Source organism: Streptomyces durbertensis, from assembly GCF_014156695.1.
Lineage (GTDB): Bacteria > Actinomycetota > Actinomycetes > Streptomycetales > Streptomycetaceae > Streptomyces > Streptomyces durbertensis.
On the sequence record NZ_WMLF01000504.1, the window covers coordinates 1 to 3,555 of the forward strand.

General features: G+C 72.9%; 2 protein-coding genes and 1 pseudogene. All 3 read left to right on the plus strand.

The genetic code is table 11. From position 1 onward, the window contains the following. The first annotated feature begins 280 nt into the window (after positions 1 to 280). Positions 281 to 970, plus strand: a complete 690-nt coding sequence (locus GL263_RS23415; RefSeq protein WP_182857735.1) for a response regulator — start codon at positions 281 to 283, stop codon at positions 968 to 970. Positions 971 to 1,230: 260 nt separating this feature from the next. Next, entirely contained in the window at positions 1,231 to 2,361 is a 1,131-nt protein-coding gene (locus tag GL263_RS29125) for a M23 family metallopeptidase (RefSeq protein WP_182857736.1), read from the plus strand. A 254-nt stretch (positions 2,362 to 2,615) separates the two neighbouring features. Beyond that, positions 2,616 to 3,555: pseudogene (locus tag GL263_RS23425) on the plus strand (Fe-S oxidoreductase); the annotation flags it as partial.

Below are 3,555 nucleotides of genomic sequence, written 5' to 3' on the forward strand. Positions count from 1 at the left end.
GCCGACGACGGCGCGTCGGCGGGTCGGGCGGGCAGGCGGGAGGGGATCGGTGGCGTAGCGTCCAGGCATGCCCCCAAGCCTCTGCCGCCGGGGAACCGCGGGGCATCCGCCCGACGTCCTCATCCGCCCCCGCCGGGCGGCGGGGGTCGGCGGCGCGGGGTCGGTCGCGAGGAGGTGCGACGACCGCCCACGTGGAGGAGACGTACCCAGTCCCGGCGCCTGCCCGAAGGGGCGGACAGGCGCGCAGGGGCACGGCAGCAAGGCGAAAGAAGCGGAACCCGTGATTCGAGTGGTCGTGGTCGACGACGAGGAGCTGGTGCGTTCGGGCGTACGGCTCATCCTGGGCAGCGCACCGGGCATCGAGGTGGTCGCGGAGTGCGCCGGCGCGCAGGCCGTGAGCACCGTGCAGCAGACCCGCCCCGACGTGCTGCTGCTCGACATCCGGATGCCGCACACCGACGGCCTCGCCGTACTCCGGGAGATCCGCGCCCGCGCCGACACCGGCGACGGCCACTGGCCCGCCGTGTGCATGCTCACCACCTTCGACGCCGACGACTACCTCTCCGCCGCGCTCCACCTCGGCGCCGCCGGCTACCTGCTGAAGGACGCCGACCCGGGCAGGCTCATCGAGACCGTGCGCGTCCTCGCGACCGGCGGCTCCGCCCTCGACCCGGCCGTCACCCCCACCGTCATCGGCGGCTATCTGCACCGGTCGGGCGACGCCCCCGAGGCGGTGCGCGCGGTGGCCGCACTCACCCCGCGTGAACGCGAGGTGCTGACCCTGCTGGCCGACGGCCTGTCGAACGCCCTGATCGCCGACCGGCTCGGCCTCGCGCACGGCACGGTCAAGGACCACGTCAGCGCGCTGCTGGGCAAGCTCGGCGGGCTCAACCGGGTCCAGGCCGCGGTACTGGCCGACCGCGCCGGGCTCACCCGCCGCGACACCGTGTCCGGCGGCGACGAGGACTGACGGGGCCGAGAGGCCGAGGAGGGCGGAAGAGGGCCGAGGAGGCCCGAGGAGGGCCGAGAGGCCGAGGAGGGCCGAGGTCCAGCTGCCCCGCGGGCACAACACCCGCTGATCACACCAGATTCCTTTTCCTGTATTGGACGGAATCGAGGCATATGCACCTTTAGCGCTCAGCCACCGGGGGAGACCGACCGTGACCGGATGAATCCAACCGACCGCGGAGTGTCACTTCTCTCCGTGGTGATCGGACGGAGATGGTGCCCGTGTTCCGACGTCCGTCACGCCAGGGCCGACTCACCGCCGCGCTGCTCGGCGCCCTGCTCCTCTCGTCGCCGGCCACCCCCGAGGCGGCGGCTTCCCAGACCTCGACCACGGCGGCGCCGACCAACGCCGTCGGACGACCCTCCGGCGAGCCCGCCGGCGAGGTCTCCGCGCTCTACCGGAAGGCCGCGGACGCCGCCCGCAGCCATGAACGCGCCCGCCTCAGGTCGCGGGCGCAGAGACACACCGCCGACCGACTCGCCGCCGCCGCCCGCGACAAACGCCGGGAGTACGGCGAACTGCGGCGCGCGGTCGGCGTGGTGGCGGCCACCCACTACCGCACCGGGATCGCGCCGGGCATGGGCCTCGTCCTCGCCCGGAGCCCGGAGGAGTACCTGGACCGCCGGAGCATGCTCCGCCAGGGCAACCGGGCCGCCGCCCATCTGCTGCACACCACCGACCGGGCGAGGAACCAGCTCGCCGAACGGGAGCAGGCGGCCGAGCGCGCGCTCGCCCGGCTGCGCGCGACGGAACGCGAGCGGCTGCGGGTCCGGCGGCAGGTGGAGGCCGAGCTGGTGCGCGCCGAACGCCGGGCGGCGGAGCAGCGGGCGGCCGCCCGGCGCGCGGCGGAGCGGCGAGGGGCGTCCCGGGCGGCGGTCCGCGCCGTTGTCGTCCACCGGTCCGGCTGCCCGGCCGGCCGCACCGCCACCGGCGCCGGTCGCGCGGGCGGCTGGTCGAAGCCGGTCGCCGGCGGCTACCGGCTCACCGCGGGCTTCGGCTCCCGGGGCGGCCGCTGGGCGAGCGGCCACACCGGGCTGGACTTCGCCGTCCCGACCGGCACGCCGGTCCGCGCGGTCGGCCCCGGCGTGGTCGTCCGGACCGGCTGCGGCGACTCTTACGGCGTCCAGATCGTGCTGCGGCACCCCGACGGGCACCACACCCAGTACGCCCACCTCTCACTGCTCCAGGTGACCCCGGGCCAGCGGGTCGAGGGCGGCCAGCAGATCGGGCTGTCCGGCACGACCGGCAACTCCAGCGGCCCCCATCTGCACTTCGAGGCGCGCACCGGCGCCGGGCCGGGCACGGCCGTCAACCCGGCGCCCTGGTTGCGCGCGCGGGGAGTGACCGTCTGACCCTGCGCGCCGGCGCGCTCCGGCCCGCCCCACGCCGAGCACGGGACGGGCCGGAGGACGGGGCCCGGAAACGGGGCGCGGGACGGGCGCGGAACGGGCGCGGAACGGGCGGTAAGCCAACCCTCAGCGACACGGATCACCGCATGCCGATGTACAGCGCGGGGTGGATAGTGGGTAGTCTCGGAAGACCACACAAGTTACTTGCTAGTACGCCGCAGGTACGCGGCCCGCCCCCGCTGGTCCGAGGAGCCGAAATGCAACTCGTCGCGATCGTCGTCACGCTGACCCTCAGCGTGGTCGGCGTAGCGCTGCTCGCACGCGCTGTCGCTGAGATCTGGCGCTTTGTGAAGCTTGGCCAGCCGATCCCGGCCGGCACCCGCACCAACGACTGGAAGCTGCGCACGGCGACGCTCATCCGGGAGTTCCTGGGTCACACCCGGATGAACCGGTGGGCCGTCGTCGGTGTCGCGCACTGGTTCGTCGCGATCGGCTTCCTGACGCTGCCGCCGACTCTGGTGAACGCCTACGGTCAGCTGTTCCAGGCCGACTGGATGCTGCCCGTCCTCGGCGGCTTCGTGCCGTACGAGATGTACATCGAGTTCATCGGCTTCATGACCACCGCCGGCATCGCGACGCTGATGGTCATCCGGCTGCTGAACCTGCCCTCCCGGGCCGGCCGCAAGTCCCGCTTCACCGGCTCCAAGGCGTGGCAGGCGTACTTCGTCGAGTACGTGATCTTCACGATCGGCCTGGCGATCCTCGTACTGCGCGGCCTCGAGGGCGCGCTGCACCACGTGGACTCCTACGAGCCGGCGTACTTCATCTCCTACCCGCTGGTCGCGTTCTTCAGCGGGATGAGCCTGACCACCCTCCAGAACCTCGTCTACTTCTGGGCCATGGTGAAGATCGGCACGACCATGATCTGGATGATCACGGTCAGCCTGAACACCAACATGGGTGTGGCCTGGCACCGCTTCCTCGCCTTCCCGAACATCTGGTTCAAGCGCGACGCCAAGGGCGGCACCGCCCTCGGCGCCCTCCAGCCCATGACCAGCGGCGGCAAGCCCATCGACTTCGAGTCCGCCTTCGACGAGGACAACGCCGAGGAGACCACCTTCGGCGTCTCCCAGGTCGAGCACTTCTCCTGGAAGGGCATCCTCGACTTCGCGACCTGCACCGAGTGCGGCCGCTGCC